This window comes from Leclercia sp. EC_58 (genome assembly GCF_019584355.1).
Lineage (GTDB): Bacteria > Pseudomonadota > Gammaproteobacteria > Enterobacterales > Enterobacteriaceae > Enterobacter.
On sequence record NZ_VDAM01000001.1, the window covers coordinates 1515698 to 1534848 of the forward strand.

A 19151-nucleotide genomic window follows, 5' to 3' on the forward strand; every position below is an offset into this window, starting at 1 on the left:
CCGAAAGGGAGAGGTGAACAGTAATTAATGAGAACCATCAATGAGTGAAATGATTTACGGCATCCACGCGGTGCAGGCCCTGCTGGAGCGCGCACCGGAGCGTTTTCAGGAAGTCTTTATTCTGAAAGGGCGTGAAGATAAACGCCTGATGCCGCTGATCCATGCCCTGGAAGCGCAGGGCGTGGTGATCCAGCTGGCGAACCGTCAGTACCTGGATGAGAAAAGCGAAGGGGCAGTGCATCAGGGCATCATCGCCCGCGTGAAGCCGGGCCGCCAGTATCAGGAGAACGATCTGCCGGATCTGATCGCCGCGCTGGAAAACCCGTTCTTCCTGATCCTCGACGGCGTGACCGATCCGCACAACCTTGGTGCTTGCCTGCGTAGCGCCGATGCGGCGGGTGTCCATGCGGTGATCGTGCCGAAAGATCGCTCCGCGCAGCTCAACGCGACGGCCAAAAAAGTGGCCTGCGGCGCGGCGGAGAACGTGCCGCTGATCCGCGTGACCAACCTGGCGCGCACCATGCGTCAGTTACAGGAAGAGAATATCTGGATCGTCGGTACTGCAGGTGAAGCAGACCACACCCTGTTCCAGAGCAAAATGACCGGTCGTCTGGCGCTGGTGATGGGTGCCGAAGGTGAAGGCATGCGTCGTCTGACGCGCGAGCATTGCGACGAGCTGATCAGCATTCCGATGGCGGGCAGCGTCTCGTCCCTGAACGTTTCTGTAGCAACCGGCATCTGCCTGTTCGAAGCGGTACGCCAGCGCGGGTAGTCTGTTGTGCCCGGTGGCGCTGCGCTTACCGGGCCTACGGTCCGTGCTGTTGTAGGCCGGGTAAGGCGAAGCCGCCACCCGGCAGTATCACTCACTCCTCCAGCGACCGTAAATGGTCATCCTTCTTAAGCGTCATCAGCGCCCCAATACTTACCACTGCCGTGACCATCACGTAATACGCCGGAATATCCAGGTTCCCCGTCTCTTTTATCAGCCCGGTAATGATTAGCCCCGCACAGCCCGAGAAGATGGCGTTCGACAGCGAATAGGCCAGCCCCAGTCCGGTATAGCGCACCCTTGTCGGGAACATCTCTGACAGCATGGCCGGGCCTGGGCCTGCCAGCATCCCCACCAGGCCACCGGCAATCAGCACCACTATCGCTTTCACCGCCAGGGTGCTGGACTCCGCCTGCAAAATTTTCAGTAGCGGCAGGGCGAGGATCAGCAGCAGCGCGGCGGCGATAACCATCACCGTCCGGCGTCCGATGCGGTCGCTGAGGATCCCCGATGGGATAATGGTCAGCGCAAAACCGATATTGGAGATCACCGCAATCAGCAGCGCCTGGTTAAAGCCGGTATGCAGAGCCGATTGCAGGTAGGCGGGCATGATCACCAGATAGGTATACCCTGCGGCAGACCACACCATCACCCGGCCAATTCCCATCCCGATGGCTTTCAGCGTGTCGCTGGTGCGCGCCTTCACGGCCACCGGTTTGGTTTGTTGCTTCACGAAGCTGGGCGTCTCTTCCATGCTCACCCGCAGCCACAGGGCCACCGCCCCCAGCGGCAGGGCGATAAAGAAGGGAATGCGCCAGCCCCAGTCGTGCAGGGCTTCTGGCGTCAGCAGCGCGGAGAGCAGCGCCACGATGCCCGCGCCGGCCAGCAGGCCCAGCGCTACGGTAAAGGACTGCCAGGCGCCGTAGAGCCCGCGTTTACCACGCGGGGCGAACTCGGTCATCAGCGACACCGCGCCGCCATACTCTCCCCCGGCGAAAAGTCCCTGCAGGATCCGCAGGCCGGTGATGATGAGCGGGGCGGCAATGCCGATGCTGGCATAGACCGGCACGATGCCGATTGCCGCGGTTGTCAGGGTCATCATCACCAGCACGATAATGAGCGTGGGTTTGCGGCCGATGCGATCGCCAATCCGGCCAAATATGATGGCCCCCAGCGGACGAAAGAAGAAGGCGATAGCGAAAGAGGCATAGGTGAGGATCAGGCTGGTCAGTCCCGCTTCACCGCTGAGCTGAAAGAAGTTTTTCGCAATCACGGTGGCGAGAAAACCGTATACCGCAAATTCGTACCATTCGATGAAATTACCAATTGAGCCAGCAATTAAAGCGCGCTTATGGGCATCCGGCGCCCGTTGAGTGGTTTGCATCGTCATCTCTCCATGAGGGTAAGAATAAATTATTCACCATAACAAACGATAAGAAATTTATTATTCGTTCATTGTGTGACCAGATTCACGCTTGAGGGTGGCGATATCGTGCGCCCGCTGTTGTGCAGCGCCTGCCCGGTTTGTCCATACTTATTCCATTGCCATAGAAGGAGGGATACGTTATGCACTGGCAGACGCACACTGTTTTTAATCAGCCTGCGCCACTCACCAACAGCAACCTGTTTCTTTCCGATCGCGCGCTGTGTGAAGCGGTCAATCGTGAAGGTGCCGACTGGGACGCTGAGCTGCTCGCCAGCATCGGTCAACAGCTGGGTACGGCAGAATCCCTGGAGCTTGGCCGCCTGGCCAACGCCAATCCCCCTGAACTGCTGCGCTATGATGCCAGCGGAACCCGGCTGGATGACGTGCGCTTCCATCCCGCCTGGCACCTGCTGATGCAGGGGCTTTGTGCCAACCGGGTCCATAACCTGGCGTGGGAAGAGGAGGCGCGAAAAGGGGCATTCGTGGCCCGGGCGGCACGGTTTATCCTCCATGCGCAAGTTGAGGCCGGCACGCTTTGCCCCATCACCATGACCCACGCCGCCACGCCGCTTTTGCAGCAGGCGCTACCGCGCGCGTTTCATGACTGGCTTACGCCGTTACTGAGCGACCGGTATGACTCCCATCTGGCGCCGGGCAATCAGAAGCGGGGTCTGTTAATTGGCATGGGGATGACGGAGAAGCAGGGCGGATCGGATGTTCTCAGCAACACCACCCGGGCAGAACGCTGCAGCGACGGCAGCTACCGGCTGGTGGGCCATAAGTGGTTTTTCTCGGTGCCGCAAAGCGATGCCCATCTGGTGCTGGCGCAGGCCAAAGGTGGCCTGTCATGCTTCTTCGTTCCCCGTTTTCTGCCTGATGGTCTGCGCAATGCCGTGCATCTGGAGCGCCTGAAAGAGAAGCTGGGCAACCGCTCGAACGCCAGCAGCGAAGCCGAGTTTCTCGATGCGACCGGCTGGCTGCTGGGCGAAGAGGGGGAAGGGGTGCGCCAGATCCTGAAGATGGGCGGCCTCACCCGTTTCGACTGCGCGCTCGGCAGCCACGGCCTGATGCGCCGGGCCTTCTCGGTGGCGCTGTACCACGCCCACCAGCGGCAGACCTTTGGCAAAAACCTGATCGACCAGCCGCTGATGCGCGATGTGTTAAGCCGCATGGCGCTCCAGCTGGAGGGGCAGACGTCGCTGCTGTTCCGCCTCGCCCGGGCCTGGGATCGTCGCGACAACGAACACGAAGCCCTGTGGGCGAGGCTGTTTACTCCGGCCGCGAAACTGGCGATCTGTAAAGCGGGGATCCCATTCGTTGCGGAAGCGATGGAGGTTCTTGGCGGCATTGGCTATTGCGAAGAGAGCGAGCTGCCGCGCCTGTACCGCGAGATGCCGGTTAACAGCATCTGGGAAGGTTCAGGCAATATCATGGGGCTGGACGTGCTGCGGGTGCTGGCGAAACAGCCTGGCGTAGTCGATCTGCTGGCGGCGGATTTTGCCGAGGTTAAAGGTCAGGATCGTCATTTCGATCGCAGCTGGCGCCAGCTCCAGCAAAAACTGCGTAAACCGCAGGAGGCGCAGGGCAGGGAGATCGCCCGGCAGATTTACCTGCTGGGCGCGGGGGCGCAGATGCTGCGCCATGCTTCTCCGCCGCTGGCGCAGGCCTGGTGCCGTGAGATGCTCGACGCCCGTGGCCGATCGTTGCTCAGCGAGCAGGTCCAGGACGACCTGCTGCTGCGCGCCACGGGCGGCGTAGCCTGAACCTTACAGGCGGAACAGGCTGACCAGCTCGGTCAGGTGCGAACCCTTCTCCCGCAGGGTTTGCGCCGTCTGTTCGCTGCGTGAGACACGGTCGGCGTTGATATGCGACGCTTCGCCGATATGGGTCATCGCCAGGTTCACCTGACCGATACCCGCCGACTGCTCGTGGGAGGCATGGTTAATCTCGGTTACCAGCGCCTTGATGTTATCGATGTGCGCGATGATGCTCTCCATCGCCTGGCGGGTCTGCTCCGACAGGGCGTGGCCTTCGCTCACCTTGCTGAGCGTATCGCCAATCAGCTGCTCAATCTCCTTCACCGCGTTGGCGCTGCGCGCTGCGAGGGCGCGGACCTCCTGGGCTACCACGGCGAAGCCTTTACCGTGCTCGCCTGCCCGGGCGGCTTCGACGGCGGCGTTGAGCGCCAGAATATTGGTCTGGAAGGCGATACCTTCAATCACCCGGGTGATGGCTTCGATACGTTTTGATGCTTCGCGAATATCATCCATGGTGGAGACAGCATTGCTGACGGTCTCCCCGCCCTGATGCACCGCCCGGGAGGTTTCACCGACCAGCTGCTGGGTCTGCTCCATATTGGCGGCGTTCTGCTGCACGGTGGCCGCCAGCTGCTCCATACTGGCGGACGTCTCCTCCACGCTGCTGGCCTGCTTGTTGATCTGCTCGGAGATCTCGCCGGTATCCGCTGCCAGGGCGTTGGTCCCCAGATGAATATCGCCCGCAGCTTCCCGCACCTGCAGCACGATTTTTTGCAGCCCGCCGCCAATGCCGTTGATGGCACCGATCAACTGACCCACCTCATCCTGACGGGTAGCAGGCAGGGTGGCGCGCAGATCGCCTGCGGCATACTGTTCGGCCAGGCCAATCACATCGCGCAGCGGGCGCGTGAGCCAGCGGCGGATAATAAACACGAACAGCATGGCAAAGAGTGCGGAAAGCGCCACGCCCGCCAGCAGGAAGCGGTCGCGCATGCTGGTCACATCAGCCAGCAGTACGGTTTTATCCACCTCGCCCACAATCGTCCAGTTCCAGCCCGGTAGCGGTGTCCAGGCCATGATCAACGTGCGACCATCGGCGCTCTGGCGTTCCAGGGTGCCGGATTGATCCCCCAGCAGCTGTTGCTGAACGGTGTTATCCCACTTCGGCAGCTCTCCCTCTTCTGCGCTATGGAACAGGTACTGGCCGTGGTTCTTGCCGTTACTGCGGTTCAGCACAAAGAAGTGACCGCTCTCGCCCAGACGGCGGCTAAGGATCTTCTCGCGCATGACGTTCCAGGAGTGGGTGATGTCGACGCCGACGAAGATAATGGCAATCACCTGACCGCCCGCATCTTTTACCGGCTGGTACTGGGTGATATAGCGCTTACCGAACAGCAGGGCTAGGCCGCGGTACACCTCACCTTTGGTGACCACTTCCCATGCCGGGCTGGCATGATCGAGTACCGTACCGATGGCCCGGTCGCCGTTTTCTTTACGCAGCGAGGTCGCCACGCGGACAAAATCGTCGCCACTACGGACAAAGAGCGTAGAGATCGCGCCGGTGCGATTCAGAAAATCATCGGGGGTAGTGTTGTTCTCATGGAGTTCCGTATCGCCGCCTTTCAGCAGGGGGACGCTCTGGCCGTTGATGACGCGGGTCTGGCTGGCATCAATACTCAGCGGCTGCGGCAAAAAGGTGGTGAACAGGCGGGTGTAACTTTCTACCTCTTCGGTGAGGCTGGTATTGAACATCTGCACCATATCCACCACGCCGGTGGACTGGTTATGAAGGTCTTCTACGGCCAGCGATTCAAGTTTTTGACTGGCGTTGTAGCTCAGGAGAAAAGTGAAAAGTAAAAAGAGAGTGGCGACACTCAAGCCGGTAAGCAGCGATAGCTTTGTGCCCAGACCTGCACGGCGGAAAAAGTTGATCATAAATTGCTCATTGTTAAAAAGGTATCGCTTTTCAACGGCAGAGCGGGGATAACATTTATTGGCTTTATGTAACAAGATGTTACAAAGATATCTCAGGGGAGTTATGGCAAGGATAATAGAATTGTAAAGATTAAAAAGCCACTCTTTTTTAGTGGCTTTTATTGACGGTTTCAGACGTAAAGAATGGCCTGCGCTCGCCAGCGATCGACATGGCTATCTTCCTGCATTTTTATGATGCGATACCACGAGGCACCCTGCTCATCGGCTTTCAGCGCAATCATGCGCTCTACGTCCTGCGGACTCCCTGAGATATCACTCACGGAGATCAATCCAATTTCATTTAAACCCGTCACACAATCAGCGCTGGCAAATTCAGCTGACTGTGCTGCCGTACTCACCAGACCGGCTGAGAGTAACAGTGTGGTCAAAGCAAGAGATCGTTTCATCGTCAGCTCCATTTTACGTGTCCCCGGTATCCGCCGGGCAATCCTTCGCTAATAAACTCATTTCCATTGTCACTGGCTGGAGTTTATTGTGGACAGGAAAACGTCTATGGACGCAAAGCAGTGTAAATGTCGTTTAAATACCGCGCGTTATTTACGGTATAAAATGGCTTGCGAATACCATTGTCCCGTCACGATGGTTTCATCGATAAGGACGATGACGTAATAATCTGCTTTCGCGGCGACAGCTTTTGCTTTAATGGCCTCTGCCGCATCATCGGGAGAGCCTCGCTCGAGTGCGGTCACGGTACCCATTCGCTGTAATCCTTCCGTTTGATTACGACGTATCTCCTGGGGGTGATCGGCGACCGGTGGCGCAGGCTGCGGCGTACCTTGCAATACGCTACATCCGCCCAACAACACCATCAGCGTTAAAGCAGCAACCTTTCGCATAAACCTGTCTCGTTTCCTGATAGCCATAGTGTAGATCTCTGTTGATTTGACATTGGGGGAATGTTCCCAAATTGTTAGCTATAGCGTAAATTTCGAATGAAAATTGTGTGAAAGCGTAAGCCAGTTCTCAACATTATGATTCACCCATAAGTATGAGGCCCAATTATGATTGAACTTGAAGTACAGCAGCTTGGCGACCATGAGATTGTACATGCTGTTCCCGCAGGAAAGGGGGCTAAGCCGTTGCCAGTTGTTATTTTTTATCATGGTTTTACCTCATCAAAACTGGTCTACAGCTATTTTGCGGTGGCGCTGGCGCAAGCTGGTTTTCGGGTGGTGATGCCGGATGCGCCCGATCACGGGGCCCGTTTTAACGGTGATGAGCAGGCCCGCCTGGGACAGTTCTGGCCGATCCTGCATGGCAACCTCATCGAGTTTGCCGCGCTGCGGGATACTTTGTATCAGGCCGGGCTGGTGGCGGATGAACGCCTTGCGGTCGCCGGGGCCTCGATGGGCGGGATGACCGCGCTGGGCATTATGGCGCGCTATCCGGAGGTCAAATGTGTGGCAAGCCTGATGGGCTCGGGCTACTTTACCTCGCTGGCCCGTACGCTGTTTCCGCCGCAGCAACCCGAGTCATTCGCGTCGATGGTCGCACCGCTTGCTGACTGGGAGGTAACGACCGCGCTACCGCGTCTGGCTGACCGCCCGCTGCTGCTGTGGCATGGTGAGGAGGATGATGTGGTGCCCGCCGGGGAGACGTTCCGCCTGCAACAGGCGTTGCAGCAGGAAGGGCTGGATAAAAATCTGACCTGTCTGTGGGAGGCGGGAGTCAAACACCGTATTACGCCGGGCGCGCTCGACGCCACGGTCGCGTTTTTCCGCCAGCACCTTTAAACGCGCAGGATCTTCACGCCCTGATCTTCCAGTTTCTGGAGGATCTGTGGGTTAGCGTTTTTACCGGTGATCACCATGTCTATCTGCTCGGCACGGCTGAAGAGCATGCCCGCTCGTTCCCCGACCTTGCTGCTGTCGACCAGGACCACCAGCTTGCCGACCACGTTCAGCATCTTCTGCTCCGCCATCGCCGTCAGCATGTCGGTTTTATACAGCCCTTCGGCGGTGAGCCCTTTGCCGCTGGTAAACATCCAGTGGCCGGCATAGAGCGTGTTCTCGCTGTCCTGCGGGCTTAGGGTGATGGACTGGCTCTTGTTGTACTGTCCGCCCATGATCACCACGCTTTCGTGCTCCTGGTCGATCAGGTAGTTGGCCAGCGGCAGGTAGTTGGTGATGATCTGCACCGGTTTGCCGCACATCTCGCGGCCCAACAGAAAGGCGGTGGAACCGCAGTTAATCACCACGCTTTCGCCAGGATTAACCAGTTGGGAGGCGGCTCTGGCAATACGTACTTTCTCGTCGTGGTTCTGCGCCTGATGAATATTCATCGGCGACCAGCGTGGGCGCTGCTGGCTGATCCCTTCCGCGCCGTTACGCACCTTTTTCAGCTTACCGCTCTCATCAAGTTTGTTGATATCCCGGCGTGCCGTGGCGGGAGAAACGCCCAGCCGGGCAATCACCTGTTCAACGGTAACAAACCCCGTTTGCGCCAGGAGTTCCAGTAAGATTTGATGACGTTGTGCTTCTGTCATGAGCTATTCCGAAATAAATTGATTTTAAAAGATGATATTTGAAATAGCCTGAAATTACTAAGCAAAAGTTGGAATCGCCAGGCGCAGCGCCTGGCGATGAGGGGCCAATTACAGGAAAGATTTGAACGGCAGATCCGGCTCAATGGTAAAGCAGTCGTCAAAGCCGCGCGGGTAGTGATATTCGAAATTATCCTTATCCAGCGGCCAGGTAAACTTGCCGCCCACCTGCCAGATAAAGGGCTTAAAGCCATATTTCAGCCGATCTTTTTTCATCTCCCACAGCACGCGGATCTCCTGCGGATCGGCCTGGAAGTTTGACCAGATATCATGGTGGAACGGAATCACCACCTGGGTATTCAACGCTTCAGCCATGCGCAGAATGTCAGCGCTGGTCATCTTATCGGTGATGCCGCGTGGGTTTTCGCCATAGGAGCCCAGCGCCACGTCGATATGGTGCTCGTTACCGTGTTTGGCATAGTAGTTGGAGTAGTGTGAGTCACCGCTGTGGTACAGCGTACCGCCCGGGGTTTTGAACAGGTAGTTCACCGCACGTTGGTCCATGCCGTCCGGTAACACACCCGCTGCCTTTTGATCGGCTGGCAGAGTAATCAGCGCTGTACGGTCAAACGCATCGAGGGCATGAATTTCAATGTCTTTGATTTTCACCACATCGCCCGGTTTCACTACGATGCAGCGCTCTTTTGGCACGCCCCAACCGATCCACAAATCGACGCAGGTCTGCGGCCCAATGAAAGGCACGTCATCCGCACAGTTCTGCATGACTGCCGCCGCGACGTTAACGTCGATGTGATCGTTGTGATCGTGGGTCGAGAGGACGGCATCTATCTGACGAATCGCAAAAGGATCAAGGACAAATGGCGTGGTACGCAGGTTTGGCTGCAGCTTCTCGACGCCCGCCATACGCTGCATCTGATGACCTTTTTTCATCAGCGGGTTGCCGTGGCTCTGTTTGCCAGTGCCGCACCAGAAATCGACGCAAACATTAGCCCCGCCCTGAGATTTCAGCCAGATGCCGGTACAACCCAGCCACCACATCGCAAATGTGCCCGGCGCGACTTGCTCCTGCTCGATCTCCTCATTCAGCCAACTCCCCCATTCCGGGAAGGTGCTGAGGATCCATGATTCGCGGGTAATAGTGTTCACTTTACTCATAGTCAGACTCCCTCTCTATCACAAGTAATCATTTGGTGACGTGTTTTGATTGATATTGGCACCAATGAATCAGCATTGCAATGGCGATTTGCGAGCGTTACGCCAATCTAAAGCTGCTCTGATTAAAAATCCTATACGTGATTTTTATGCTTTGTATTTGTTAACTTATTGAAATAAATATTTTTTATTGATAGCACATAGGTGCGGATAAAGACATTGCACTTAGGGTGGAAATAATTTGCGTGATACGTCACAAATAATCAAATTCAATCTTGTGGTGATTATTTGTGATTACTAGAGTGGTGGCCTGTTGTACGAACATTAGGCATCGTACTGCCTTTACCGGAGAGTGTTATGGAGCTCCTCTACAGCGTCTTTACCGTCTTTTTTAATCAGGTCATGACCAACGCCCCGCTGCTGTTGGGTATCGTGACGTGTCTGGGTTATATCCTGCTGCGTAAAAGCGTGAGCGTGATAATCAAAGGCACCATTAAAACCATCATCGGTTTTATGCTGCTTCAGGCGGGTTCAGGCATTTTAACCAGCACCTTTAAACCCGTTGTCGCCAAAATGTCGGAAGTGTATGGCATCAACGGCGCGATATCAGACACCTACGCCTCAATGATGGCCACTATCGAACGTATGGGAGATGCCTATAGCTGGGTGGGATACGCCGTCCTGCTCGCGTTGGCGCTGAACATCATTTACGTTCTGCTGCGTCGGATTACCGGCATCCGCACCATCATGCTCACCGGCCACATCATGTTCCAGCAGGCCGGATTGATTGCGGTTTCCCTCTATATCTTCGGCTACCCGATGTGGACCACCATTATCTGCACGGCGATCCTGGTCTCGCTCTATTGGGGCATCACCTCCAATATGATGTACAAGCCGACGCAGGAAGTGACCGACGGCTGCGGTTTCTCTATCGGCCATCAACAGCAGTTTGCCTCCTGGATTGCCTATAAAGTCGCCCCGTATCTGGGGAAAAAAGAGGAGAGCGTTGAAGATCTGAAGCTGCCCGGCTGGCTGAATATCTTCCACGACAATATTGTCTCTACCGCCATCGTGATGACCATTTTCTTCGGCGCGATCCTGCTCTCATTCGGTATTGATACGGTGCAGGCGATGGCCGGTAAAACGCACTGGTCTATCTATATCCTGCAAACCGGCTTCTCCTTCGCGGTAGCGATTTTCATCATCACCCAGGGCGTACGCATGTTCGTGGCTGAACTGTCTGAGGCCTTCAACGGTATTTCTCAACGCCTGATCCCTGGCGCCGTACTGGCAATTGACTGCGCGGCGATTTATAGCTTCGCGCCGAACGCCGTCGTCTGGGGCTTTATGTGGGGCACCATCGGCCAGCTGATTGCGGTGGCCATCCTGGTGGGCTGCGGCTCCTCCATCCTGATCATTCCTGGCTTTATCCCGATGTTCTTCTCCAACGCCACTATCGGCGTGTTCGCTAACCACTTTGGCGGCTGGCGCGCGGCGCTCAAGATCTGCCTGGTGATGGGCATGGTTGAAATCTTCGGCTGCGTGTGGGCGGTCAAACTGACCGGTATGAGCGCCTGGATGGGCATGGCGGACTGGTCAATCCTGGCGCCGCCAATGATGCAGGGCTTCGCCTCTGTCGGCCTTATTTTTATGGGCGTCATCATTCTGATTGCACTGGCTTACATGTTCTTCGCTGGCCGTACGCTGCGGGCGGAAGAAGATGCGGAAAAACAAACAGCAGAAGTTTCTGCTCACTAAGGAGTTTTGATTATGACCGTACGTATCCTGGCTGTGTGTGGCAATGGGCAAGGGAGCTCCATGATCATGAAGATGAAAGTGGACCAGTTTTTAACCCAGTCAAACATTGACCACACGGTAAACAGCTGCGCGGTGGGTGAATACAAAAGTGAACTGAACGGCGCGGACATCATCATCGCCTCTACCCACATCGCCGGTGAGATTAGCGTCGCAGGCAATAAATATGTGGTGGGTGTACGCAACATGCTGTCGCCTGCGGACTTCGGCCCAAAACTGCTGGAAGTGATCAAAGCGCACTTTCCGCAAGATGTGAAGTAAGGAGAGGCATATGAAACTACGTGATTCGCTGGCGGAGAATAATTCCATCCTTCTCCAGGCCGAGGCCAATACCTGGCAGGAGGCGGTAAAGCTGGGCGTTGATTTGCTGGTTAAGGCGGATGTCGTTGAGCCGCGTTATTACCAGGCCATTCTTGATGGCGTTGAGCAGTTCGGGCCCTATTTTGTGATTGCGCCAGGGCTGGCGATGCCGCATGGCCGCCCGGAAGAGGGGGTCAAAAAAACCGGTTTCGCCCTGGTCACCCTGAAAACGCCGCTGGTGTTTAACCACGAAGATAACGATCCGGTGGACATCCTGATCACCATGGCGGCCGTTGATGCCAATACCCACCAGGAGGTGGGCATTATGCAGATCGTCAACCTGTTTGAAGATGAAGCCAATTTTGACCGTTTACGCGCCTGCCGTACCGCGCAGGACGTGCTGGATTTAATCGACAATGCCACTGCGGCGGCAGCTTAAAAGGGAGTTGAACATGTCATTACCAATGTTGCAGGTTGCGCTGGATAACCAGACTCTGGCCCACGCTTACGAAACCACGCGTCTGATCGCGGAAGAGGTAGACATTATCGAAGTGGGCACCATTCTGTGCGTCGGGGAGGGGGTCCGTGCCGTCCGCGATCTGAAAGCCCTCTATCCGCATAAGATCGTGCTGGCTGACGCCAAAATTGCCGATGCGGGCAAAATCCTGTCGCGGATGTGTTTCGAAGCCAATGCCGACTGGGTGACGGTCATCTGCTGCGCAGATATCAACACCGCGAAAGGCGCGCTGGAAGTCGCGAAAGAATTTAACGGTGACGTGCAGATCGAACTCACGGGCTTCTGGACCTGGGAGCAGGCAGAAGCGTGGCGCGCTGCGGGTATTCAGCAGGTGGTCTATCACCGCAGCCGCGATGCGCAGGCCGCGGGGGTCGCGTGGGGCGAGGCGGATATCAGCGCCGTTAAGCGTCTGGCGGATATGGGCTTTAAGGTTACGGTGACGGGCGGGCTGGCGCTCGAAGATTTGCCGCTGTTTGCCGGCATTCCTATCCACGTCTTTATCGCCGGTCGCAGCATTCGCGATGCCGCCTCGCCGGTGGAAGCGGCGCGTCAGTTTAAACGTTCCATCGCCCAGCTGTGGGGATAAGGAGCGGTTATGTTAAGCAAACAGGTTCCGCTTGGCATCTATGAAAAGGCGCTCCCCACCGGGGAGTGCTGGCTTGAGCGGCTGCGGCTGGCGAAACGGCTGGGATTCGATTTCGTTGAAATGTCGGTGGATGAGACGGATGCGCGTCTTTCCCGACTCGACTGGAGCCGCGAGCAGCGTCTGGCGCTGGTGGACGCCGTCGCCGAAACTGGCGTGCGCGTCCCCTCGATGTGCCTGAGCGCCCACCGTCGTTTTCCGCTCGGCAGTGAAGATGACGCGGTGCGGGCGCAGGGCCTTGAGATCATGCGTAAAGCAATTCGCTTTGCGCAGGATGTCGGGATTCGCGTAATCCAGCTTGCCGGTTACGACGTTTACTATCAGGAAGCCAATGATGAGACGCGCCGTCGTTTCCGTGATGGCCTGAAAGAGAGCGTTGAAATGGCCAGCCGCGCGCAGGTCACCCTGGCGATGGAGATCATGGATTACCCGCTGATGAACTCCATCAGCAAGGCATTGGGTTATGCCCATTACCTGAATAATCCGTGGTTCCAGCTCTATCCCGACATCGGCAATCTCTCTGCGTGGGATAACGACGTGCAGATGGAGCTGCAGGCCGGCATCGGACATATCGTGGCGGTACATGTGAAAGATACCCGTCCCGGCGTCTTCAAAAACGTACCGTTTGGCAGCGGAGTCGTCGATTTTGAACGCTGTTTCCAGACGTTAAAACAGAGTGGCTATTGTGGGCCTTACCTGATCGAGATGTGGAGTGAAACGTCGGACGATCCTGAGCGCGAAGTGGTGCAGGCGCGTGACTGGGTACTTGAGCGTATGGCGCGAGCCGGGCTTGGGGAGGAAGATCATGCAGCAGCTTAAACAGCAGGTATTTGAGGCAAACATGGATTTGCCGCGTTACGGTCTGGTGACCTTTACCTGGGGAAACGTCAGCGCGATTGACCGTCAGCGCGGGCTGGTGGCGATCAAACCCAGCGGGGTGGCCTACGAGACCATGCGCATGGAAGATATGGTCGTAGTGGATCTCGACGGTAAGGTCGTGGAGGGGCAGTGGCGACCCTCGTCTGATACCGCGACCCACCTGGCGCTCTACCGGCGTTATCCCTCCCTTGGCGGGGTAGTGCATACCCACTCGACCCATGCGACAGCCTGGGCGCAGGCAGGGCAGGCGATCCCCGCGCTCGGCACCACCCATGCAGACTATTTCTTTGGCGATATCCCCTGCACGCGCGCACTCACCGAAGAGGAGGTGCTCGGCGAATACGAGCTCAATACCGGCAAGGTGATTATTGAAACGCTGGGTGACGGCGAACCGCTGCACACGCCGGGAATTGTGGTCTATCAACATGGCCCCTTCGCCTGGGGTAAAGATGCCCATGATGCCGTGCACAATGCCGTGGTAATGGAAGAGGTGGCGAGAATGGCGTGGATTGCGCGCGGTATTAATCCATGCCTGAAACCTATAGACAGCTATCTGATGGACAAGCACTTTATGCGTAAACATGGCCCGAATGCTTATTACGGGCAAAAATAAAAAAAGCCCCCGGGCAGGGGGCTAATAAGACTATGACAATTTTTTCGTTGTTGGCTTTCCTGGTGCTAGCGTCAAAGCGTTACCGATAGATATCTGCGCTGACGTGCATATTGCCGTTGCTGCCCGGTTCACGGGTGAGCATGACGTGATAGTAGCGGGCATCCCGCGCATCGGCTTCTGCATTAATGGCTTCAGTCGCTTCACTTTCCGTGGCGAAGTTATGGTTGATATAAATGACGCCCAGACTTTGCACATCATCCATATTTCTGGCCTGTCGGCCATCAACCTGAATGGCTGCTGTCGCGTTTGCACAAAGCAAAAGCGCAGCCAGAACGGCAAGGGTGAATTTTTTCATGATATGCGCTCCACGACTAACTACGGTGCGACGATATTCACGGCTGTCTTTTGTCCAGAGACAGGGTCTGATTAAAGTGTAAGCACGAATCTCGCAGGCTATGGCGACCATTTCTGATGCAGTTGTTCAAAAAATCGCCGCGATCGCCCGTGAGTAATGGTAAATCACCCACTTACAACCGCTTTGCGCTTTGTGCGAATTATTTGCGCAATCAGCTTGAGTTTCGAAGGGTGCGCAAGTATTATGACGCGTCAATTTTTCAGCCGACCTTTAACACGTTCCTTGCCTCCCCGGGCCTCGGCTGACCCAGACAGGAGGCTGAATAATCCGTAAGGAGCAATTCGATGCGTCATTACGAAATCGTTTTTATGGTCCATCCTGACCAGAGCGAACAGGTTCCGGGTATGATCGAGCGCTACACTGGTGCAATCACTGCAGCAGAAGGCACGATCCACCGTCTGGAAGACTGGGGCCGTCGTCAGCTGGCTTATCCGATCAACAAACTGCACAAAGCTCACTACGTTCTGATGAACGTTGAAGCTCCGCAGGAAGCGATCGATGAGCTGGAAACTAACTTCCGCTTCAACGATGCCGTTATCCGCAGCATGGTTATGCGTACCAAAAACGCAGTGACCGAAGCATCTCCGATGGTTAAAGCGAAAGACGAGCGCCGTGAGCGTCGCGATGATTTCGCAAACGAAACCGCAGATGATTCTGATGCTGGGGATTCTGAAGAGTAATTTCTGATGACCAACCGTCTGGTGTTGTCCGGTACCGTGTGCAGGACCCCACTTCGCAAGGTCAGCCCATCAGGAATTCCTCACTGCCAGTTCGTGCTTGAGCATCGTTCAGTGCAGGAGGAAGCCGGGTTTAACCGGCAGGCGTGGTGCCAAATGCCCGTTATTATTAGCGGTCACGAAAACCAGGCCATTACTCACAGTATAACGGTCGGTAGCGCAGTAACGGTTCAGGGGTTCATCTCTTGCCACAAGGCAAAGAACGGCCTGAGCAAACTTGTTCTGCATGCCGAGCAGATTGATTTGATAGATTCTGGAGACTAGCCAAATGGCACGTTATTTCCGTCGTCGCAAGTTCTGCCGTTTCACCGCGGAAGGCGTTCAAGAGATCGACTATAAAGATATCGCAACGCTGAAAAACTACATCACCGAAAGCGGTAAGATTGTCCCAAGCCGTATCACCGGTACTCGTGCAAAATACCAGCGTCAGCTGGCTCGCGCTATCAAACGCGCTCGCTACCTGTCTCTGCTGCCGTACACTGATCGTCATCAGTAATCGGGCACGGTCCATTAATACGACTTTAAGAGGATAAGGTAATGCAAGTTATTCTGCTTGATAAAGTAGCAAACCTGGGCAGCCTGGGTGATCAGGTAAACGTTAAAGCGGGCTACGCTCGTAACTTCCTGGTTCCACAGGGTAAAGCTGTTCCTGCTACCAAGAAAAACGTAGAGTTTTTCGAAGCACGTCGTGCTGAACTGGAAGCCAAACTGGCTGACGTTCTGGCGGCTGCTAACGCTCGCGCTGAGAAAATCAACGCACTGGGCACCGTTACCATCGCGTCTAAATCTGGCGACGAAGGTAAACTGTTCGGTTCCATCGGTACCCGCGACATCGCTGACGCTGTAACTGCAGCTGGCGTTGACGTTGCTAAGAGCGAAGTTCGTCTGCCGAACGGCGTTCTGCGTACCACCGGTGAGCACGAAGTGGACTTCCAGGTTCACAGCGAAGTCTTCGCGAAACTGGTTGTTAACGTTGTTGCTGAGTAAGTAATTACTCTTCACCACGTCGAAGCGCCGGCCTTGTGCCGGCGTTTTGCTTTTTAACGCGTCCTGTTCCCTTCTTTGTGACTTGTATGGTGGCTATTCCTTGCGCATTCCCTGATAATAAAATGAAACACTATTTTATCTTTGGGATTTGTCATGGATACCGCTCTGCCCGCACCGCTTTTCTCCCGTAAAAACATTGTGTTCGCCAGTGCTACGCTGTGCTGTCTGCTATGGGGTAGCTCCTATCCCGCGATCAAGAGTGGCTACGAACTCTTTCATATCGCCACCAACGACATTCCATCAAAAGTGGTCTTTGCGGGGTATCGCTTTGTTTTTGCTGGCCTGCTATTGCTGCTGCTCGCTTTGGCCCAGCGCAAGCCGATTGGTCGGCTCAGCCCGCGCCAGTTCGGGCAACTGACGATACTGGGCCTGACGCAGACGACGATCCAGTACACGTTCTTTTATATCGGTCTGGCATACACAACGGGCGCCAAAGGGTCGATCATGAACGCGACCGCCACCTTTTTCAGCGTCATGCTGGCGCACTTTATCTATCAGAACGACAAGATCAGCTACAACAAAGCCCTCGGTTGTATCCTCGGGTTTGCCGGGGTGATGATCGTGAACTTTAACAGCGGCTTGCAGGACTTCCACTTCGTCTGGAACGGGGATGGTTTTGTGGTGCTGGCGGCGTTTATCCTCTCTGCCGCCACGCTGTACGGTAAACGCATCTCTCAGACGGTGGATCCGATGGTGATGACCGGCTGGCAGCTGGCGATAGGTGGGGTGATGCTGGTGGTGGGAGGCTATATCACCGGCGGAACGCTGGCCGTTCCCAGCGTCAAAGCGGCGGCCATCCTGGGCTACCTGACTCTGCTCTCATCGGTGGCGTTTGCACTGTGGAGTTTGCTGCTGAAATATAACCGCGTCAGCATGATCGCCCCGTTCAACTTCTTAGTACCGGTGGCCGGAACCGTCCTTTCGGCCATTTTCCTCGGCGAAAATATCCTGGAGATCAAATACGTTGTGGCGCTGGTGTTGGTCTGCTCGGGGATCTGGTGGGTTAACAAAGTCAGTGAAAAGCAGGCCCGGTAAGCGTTACGCCACCGGGCGAACCGCTATCTGGCGCGGATGAAGCTGCCGTCAGACTGACGGGTAAACAGCACCTGCTGGCCGTTGCCGCTGTCAATGGTCAGCCCTGTCACCACGCCGCTCGCATTCTGGCGGATCTGCACCATCTGGCCGTTTTGCAGATTGCTTAACGGCTTGCCTGGCCCCTCAACCTGCGCCATGGCATAGACGTCGGTTGGCGGCAGGTTGTGATCGCGGAATAGCTGCGCCATCGTTTTGCCCGATTCTACACGGTAGGAACGCCACTGCTGTTCAATACCGGGAGGGGATTGCTGGGATTGTACCGGCGCGGCGGCCTGCTCCTGGGGCTGCTCTTCCTGAATCGGCTCCGGCTCAACAGGCGCGACCTGGCCGGGATCGTTAGAGGGTGACACCAGCTGCGTTTGCATCGGCTGTGAATCTGGCTGCGGCTGCGTCTGCGAACGGAAATCCAGTTCGGCATCACGACGCACGGGCGCTGTGGCGCTGTCGTCCGCGCCGCCTGGCAGCAGAAAACCGACAATCACCATCAGCGCACCGATAATAATGCCTCTGCGGTGCAGCGGCGGCAGCGGGTCCATGATGCGAAAGTTATCTGGCGCATGCCAGATTTTCGTCAGGGTAGGTTTTAGTTCAAATGGCCCGGGCATGGCTCTCCTCCTGCTCCGCGTCTTTTTTCCTGTCCCGAGAAGTATAGTTTGCTAACTGCCTGATGAGCGTAACAAAGCCAGCTTCCGTGACACGCATTCGGGAAAAATCCAGATAGCCTCTATTGTTTCCGTTTCGTCGTAATTTGTCATCTTTCCATAAGACAAAGTTTTACCGGATGGAAGGTGGCTGTTATGCTGCCCGCTACTTTAAATGTGATGGAAGGAAATCCCATGACCACCCCGACTTTTGACACAATCGAAGCGCAGGCAAGCTACGGCATTGGTTTGCAGGTAGGACAGCAGCTGAGCGAATCAGGTCTGCAGGGTCTGTTACCTGAAGCGCTGGTGGCGGGTATCGCCGATGCGCTGGAAGGTAAACAGCCAGCGGTTCCGGTAGATGTGGTTCACCGCGCGCTGCGTGAAATCCACGAACGTGCAGACGCTGTGCGTCGCGCCCGTTTCGAAGAGATGGCTGCGGCAGGCGAGAAATTCCTTGAAGAGAACCGTGAGCGCGAAGGCGTGAACAGCACCGAAACCGGTCTGCAGTTCCGCGTTATCACCCAGGGCGAAGGTCCAATCCCGGCGCGTACCGACCACGTTCGCGTGCACTACACCGGTAAACTGATTGACGGCACCGTGTTCGACAGCTCTGTTGCCCGCGGCGAACCGGCAGAATTCCCGGTAAACGGCGTGATCCCTGGCTGGATCGAAGCCCTGACCCTGATGCCGGTTGGTTCTAAATGGGAGCTGACTATCCCACAGAACCTGGCCTACGGCGAGCGTGGCGCTGGCGCCTCTATTCCGCCATTCAGCACCCTGGTCTTTGAAGTCGAATTGCTGGAAATCCTGTAAGCGACCTCTCCTCTTCCTCTCCCCGGCAGGG

General features: G+C 56.2%; 23 protein-coding genes. 15 read left to right on the top strand and 8 right to left on the bottom strand.

Annotated elements, in window-relative coordinates; genetic code table 11:
* The first annotated feature begins 40 nt into the window (after positions 1-40).
* Positions 41-772, top strand: coding sequence for a 23S rRNA (guanosine(2251)-2'-O)-methyltransferase RlmB (rlmB, locus tag FHC51_RS07420; protein ID WP_103822999.1), 732 nt, complete (start codon positions 41-43; stop codon positions 770-772).
* 91 nt (positions 773-863) lie between these two features.
* On the opposite strand, the gene FHC51_RS07425 is transcribed toward rlmB, so the two are convergent.
* Entirely contained in the window at positions 864-2153 is a 1290-nt protein-coding gene (locus FHC51_RS07425; protein ID WP_220435212.1) for an MFS transporter, read from the bottom strand.
* Between the two features lie 182 nt (positions 2154-2335).
* Here FHC51_RS07425 and FHC51_RS07430 point away from each other — a divergent pair, with 182 nt between their 5' ends.
* Positions 2336-3958 carry an isovaleryl-CoA dehydrogenase gene (locus FHC51_RS07430; protein WP_220435213.1) on the top strand — a complete coding sequence of 541 codons (1623 nt, stop codon included), beginning with the start codon at positions 2336-2338 and terminating at the stop codon, positions 3956-3958.
* A 3-nt stretch (positions 3959-3961) separates the two neighbouring features.
* Here FHC51_RS07430 and FHC51_RS07435 read toward each other — a convergent pair whose 3' ends face one another.
* From FHC51_RS07435 to bsmA, 3 genes are all read right to left on the bottom strand, one after another.
* Positions 3962-5887, bottom strand: a complete 1926-nt coding sequence (locus FHC51_RS07435; protein ID WP_220435214.1) for a methyl-accepting chemotaxis protein — start codon at positions 5885-5887, stop codon at positions 3962-3964.
* Positions 5888-6057: 170 nt separating this feature from the next.
* The gene (yjfN, locus tag FHC51_RS07440; RefSeq protein ID WP_304608133.1) at positions 6058-6345 is read right to left on the bottom strand and encodes a DUF1471 family protease activator YjfN; all 288 of its coding nucleotides are present in this window, start codon (positions 6343-6345) and stop codon (positions 6058-6060) included.
* Positions 6346-6480: 135 nt separating this feature from the next.
* Complete coding sequence (bsmA, locus tag FHC51_RS07445) at positions 6481-6810, bottom strand: biofilm peroxide resistance protein BsmA (RefSeq protein WP_114316081.1); 330 nt, start codon at positions 6808-6810, stop codon at positions 6481-6483.
* Positions 6811-6948: 138 nt separating this feature from the next.
* Between bsmA and yjfP the strand changes: the two genes are divergently transcribed.
* Positions 6949-7680 (top strand): esterase, encoded by a 732-nt coding sequence (gene yjfP / locus FHC51_RS07450; RefSeq protein WP_220435216.1) that lies wholly within the window; start codon positions 6949-6951, stop codon positions 7678-7680.
* Here the strand turns inward: yjfP and ulaR are convergent.
* Both ulaR and ulaG read right to left on the bottom strand, forming a co-directional pair.
* A complete protein-coding gene (gene ulaR / locus FHC51_RS07455) occupies positions 7677-8432 on the bottom strand; it encodes an HTH-type transcriptional regulator UlaR (RefSeq protein WP_103177977.1) in 756 nt (251 codons plus the stop codon). The genes yjfP and ulaR overlap by 4 nt on opposite strands.
* Positions 8433-8540: 108 nt before the next feature.
* Positions 8541-9605, bottom strand: a complete 1065-nt coding sequence (ulaG, locus tag FHC51_RS07460; protein WP_103823006.1) for an L-ascorbate 6-phosphate lactonase — start codon at positions 9603-9605, stop codon at positions 8541-8543.
* Between the two features lie 354 nt (positions 9606-9959).
* Between ulaG and ulaA the strand changes: the two genes are divergently transcribed.
* From ulaA to FHC51_RS07490, 6 genes are read left to right on the top strand one after another with little or no spacing between them, the layout of a single operon-like run.
* Positions 9960-11360: a PTS ascorbate transporter subunit IIC gene (gene ulaA / locus FHC51_RS07465; RefSeq protein ID WP_220435217.1), complete on the top strand. Its 1401-nt coding sequence runs from the start codon at positions 9960-9962 to the stop codon at positions 11358-11360.
* Between the two features lie 12 nt (positions 11361-11372).
* Complete coding sequence (gene ulaB, locus FHC51_RS07470; RefSeq protein WP_103177980.1) at positions 11373-11678, top strand: PTS ascorbate transporter subunit IIB; 306 nt, start codon at positions 11373-11375, stop codon at positions 11676-11678.
* A gap of 10 nt (positions 11679-11688) precedes the next feature.
* Positions 11689-12156: a PTS ascorbate transporter subunit IIA gene (gene ulaC / locus FHC51_RS07475; RefSeq protein WP_103823008.1), complete on the top strand. Its 468-nt coding sequence runs from the start codon at positions 11689-11691 to the stop codon at positions 12154-12156.
* Positions 12157-12169: 13 nt separating this feature from the next.
* Positions 12170-12820 carry a 3-keto-L-gulonate-6-phosphate decarboxylase UlaD gene (locus FHC51_RS07480; RefSeq protein ID WP_103177982.1) on the top strand — a complete coding sequence of 217 codons (651 nt, stop codon included), beginning with the start codon at positions 12170-12172 and terminating at the stop codon, positions 12818-12820.
* Between the two features lie 9 nt (positions 12821-12829).
* Positions 12830-13696, top strand: coding sequence for an L-ribulose-5-phosphate 3-epimerase (locus FHC51_RS07485; RefSeq protein WP_103823010.1), 867 nt, complete (start codon positions 12830-12832; stop codon positions 13694-13696).
* Positions 13683-14369 carry an L-ribulose-5-phosphate 4-epimerase gene (locus tag FHC51_RS07490; RefSeq protein WP_220435218.1) on the top strand — a complete coding sequence of 229 codons (687 nt, stop codon included), beginning with the start codon at positions 13683-13685 and terminating at the stop codon, positions 14367-14369. Before FHC51_RS07485 ends, FHC51_RS07490 begins: the two co-directional genes overlap by 14 nt.
* Positions 14370-14448: 79 nt before the next feature.
* Here FHC51_RS07490 and yjfY read toward each other — a convergent pair whose 3' ends face one another.
* Positions 14449-14724: a DUF1471 family protein YjfY gene (gene yjfY / locus FHC51_RS07495; RefSeq protein ID WP_114316075.1), complete on the bottom strand. Its 276-nt coding sequence runs from the start codon at positions 14722-14724 to the stop codon at positions 14449-14451.
* A gap of 344 nt (positions 14725-15068) precedes the next feature.
* Between yjfY and rpsF the strand changes: the two genes are divergently transcribed.
* The 5 genes from rpsF (at position 15069) to FHC51_RS07520 (ending at position 17603) form a co-directional block, all read left to right on the top strand.
* Positions 15069-15464 carry a 30S ribosomal protein S6 gene (gene rpsF, locus FHC51_RS07500; RefSeq protein ID WP_103177986.1) on the top strand — a complete coding sequence of 132 codons (396 nt, stop codon included), beginning with the start codon at positions 15069-15071 and terminating at the stop codon, positions 15462-15464.
* Between the two features lie 6 nt (positions 15465-15470).
* The gene (gene priB / locus FHC51_RS07505; RefSeq protein ID WP_103177987.1) at positions 15471-15785 is read left to right on the top strand and encodes a primosomal replication protein N; all 315 of its coding nucleotides are present in this window, start codon (positions 15471-15473) and stop codon (positions 15783-15785) included.
* Between the two features lie 4 nt (positions 15786-15789).
* A complete protein-coding gene (gene rpsR / locus FHC51_RS07510) occupies positions 15790-16017 on the top strand; it encodes a 30S ribosomal protein S18 (RefSeq protein ID WP_000135199.1) in 228 nt (75 codons plus the stop codon).
* 41 nt (positions 16018-16058) lie between these two features.
* The gene (gene rplI, locus FHC51_RS07515; protein ID WP_103177988.1) at positions 16059-16508 is read left to right on the top strand and encodes a 50S ribosomal protein L9; all 450 of its coding nucleotides are present in this window, start codon (positions 16059-16061) and stop codon (positions 16506-16508) included.
* A 153-nt stretch (positions 16509-16661) separates the two neighbouring features.
* On the top strand, positions 16662-17603 hold the full coding sequence (locus FHC51_RS07520; RefSeq protein ID WP_103823013.1) for a DMT family transporter: 942 nt from the start codon (positions 16662-16664) through the stop codon (positions 17601-17603).
* A 23-nt stretch (positions 17604-17626) separates the two neighbouring features.
* Here the strand turns inward: FHC51_RS07520 and FHC51_RS07525 are convergent, their stop codons facing one another.
* Positions 17627-18268: an OapA family protein gene (locus tag FHC51_RS07525; protein ID WP_114316074.1), complete on the bottom strand. Its 642-nt coding sequence runs from the start codon at positions 18266-18268 to the stop codon at positions 17627-17629.
* Positions 18269-18499: 231 nt separating this feature from the next.
* On the opposite strand from FHC51_RS07525, the gene fklB reads away from it, so the two are divergent.
* A complete protein-coding gene (gene fklB / locus FHC51_RS07530; RefSeq protein ID WP_168191996.1) occupies positions 18500-19120 on the top strand; it encodes an FKBP-type peptidyl-prolyl cis-trans isomerase in 621 nt (206 codons plus the stop codon).
* Positions 19121-19151: the final 31 nt, after the last annotated feature.